The sequence below is a fragment of the Micromonospora sp. S4605 genome, from assembly GCF_003176715.1.
GTDB lineage: Bacteria > Actinomycetota > Actinomycetes > Mycobacteriales > Micromonosporaceae > Micromonospora > Micromonospora echinaurantiaca.
Genome location: NZ_QGSW01000359.1, coordinates 1 through 1,806 on the forward strand (window position 1 = coordinate 1; position 1,806 = coordinate 1,806).

General features: G+C 78.8%; 2 protein-coding genes. Both read right to left on the reverse strand.

The window, feature by feature from the left end; translation table 11 throughout:
* Positions 1 to 1,091 (reverse strand): zinc-binding dehydrogenase (locus DLJ47_RS30445; RefSeq protein WP_109905175.1); only part of this gene is annotated, 1,091 nt, incomplete at its 3' end.
* Entirely contained in the window at positions 1,088 to 1,459 is a 372-nt protein-coding gene (locus DLJ47_RS30450) for a hypothetical protein (RefSeq protein WP_233258101.1), read from the reverse strand. The genes DLJ47_RS30450 and DLJ47_RS30445, both read right to left, overlap by 4 nt.
* Positions 1,460 to 1,806 lie beyond the last annotated feature (347 nt).

Sequence of the window (1,806 nt, forward strand, 5' to 3'; positions counted from 1 at the left end):
GTGTAGGCCTCGGGGGCGCGGTCCAGGGGGAGGTGGTGGGTGGCGAGGTACTCGGTGCGCAGCTCGTCGCGGGCCATCCGGTCCAGCAGCATCGGGATGTAGCGCGGCCCGTGCTGCCGGGCGCCGCGGATGGTCAACCCCTTGGCGGTCACCGCGCCGAGCGGGAACGTGTCGACCACGCCGGGGTGCGCCCCGAGCACGACGACGCTGCCGCCCTTGCGGCAGGCGTGCACCGCCTCCCGGACCGCCACCGGGCGGGGTGCCGCGCCGGTGAGGCGGTCACCCAGCGAACGGGTCGCGGCGGGTGTACCGACCGCGTCGACGCACACGTCCGGTCCCCGGCCGCCACTGCGTTCCCGCAGCTCCGCGGCGACGTCGACGCGGCGGTAGTCGAGCGTCTCGGCGCCCGCGTGCCGCTCGGCCGCGCGCAGCCGGTCGGGGTGCCGGTCGACCACCACCACCCGCTCCGCGCCGAGCAGCCGCGCCGCCCGCGCGGCGACCTGGCCGACCGCGCCGGCGCCCCAGACTGCCACCACGTCGCCGGGGCGTACCCCGCCCAGGTCGGCGCCCATCCAGCCGGCCGGCGCGGCGTCCGAGGCGAACAACGCCCGGTCGTCGCTGACCGGCTCCGGTACGGCGAACGCCCCGACGTCGGCGTACGGCACCCGGACGTACTCGGCGTGGCTGCCGGCGAAGCCGCCCTGGGACCGGGGCTGACCGAAGCAGCCAGCGACCGGGTGGCCCCAGGCCGCCTCGCCCGCGGCCGGATCGGTGCTGCCGTTGTCGCAGCAGGAGTGCAGCTCGCGGCGGCAGTACCAGCAACTGCCGCAGGAGACCGAGGAGCAGACCACCACCCGGTCGCCGGCCCGGTGCCGGCGCACCTCCGGACCGACCTCGACCACCTCGCCGACGAACTCGTGGCCGAGCACCTCGCCGACGGCCGGCCCCCGCCCGGCGAGCAGTGCCAGGTCGGCGGCGCAGGCGGCACTGCGCCGTACCCGGACGATGGCGTCGTGGGCGTTGCGCAGCTCCGGGTCGGGCAGCTGCCGTACCGCCAGCTCGCCGGCGCCCATCCAGCAGAGGGCCCTCATTCCGGCGTCACCGCCGGACGGTCCAGCTCACTGCGGTCGGGGCGGAGCACCTCGCCGGTCTCGGCGAGCTGTTTGACCTGCCGAAGCGCCTGCCGGACCAGCCGACCCGGGTCGTCGCCGACCAGGTGGACGGCGAGCCCCGGCGGCGGTCCGGCACCCGGGCGCGGCCGGGCGGCGAGTTCGGTGCCCCGGTCACCGGGGGCGGGGCGGACCCGCACCTGCACCGCGTCGCCGAGCCGGCGTAGCGGCTCCGGCCAGCGGCCCTCGGGCAGCACCTGGCCGGGTGGGCGGTCCACCGTCACCACCTGCCAGCGCGCGGGCCGCCCGTCGCCGCCGTCCGGCCAGCCGACCCGGCGCGGCGCGGTCAGCGCGCGTACCGCCGCCGCGCCGACCGCCGCCGCGCCGAGTGCGATGCCGCCGCCGGCCAGCCGTGCGATCGGTCCCACCTGTCGCGCACCCCCTGTCCCACCGGTCACCGCTGGCGCTCTGGCCGTCTCCGGCCACCTCCGGCCACCTCCGGCCATCTCCAGCCACCTCCGGCCACCTCTGGCCGCCGCCGGGTCGAGCCCGACCGGAACGCGCCGGCGGGCGGCCGGTCACGCGCGGCCGGCCGCCCGCGTACGCCCAGGGTGGGCCGGGGACGGGTGAAGCCGGCGCCCCCCGAAGGGGTGAACCCGTCCCGGCCGGGTAACCGGCCGCCGCAGGACCGGGGGAG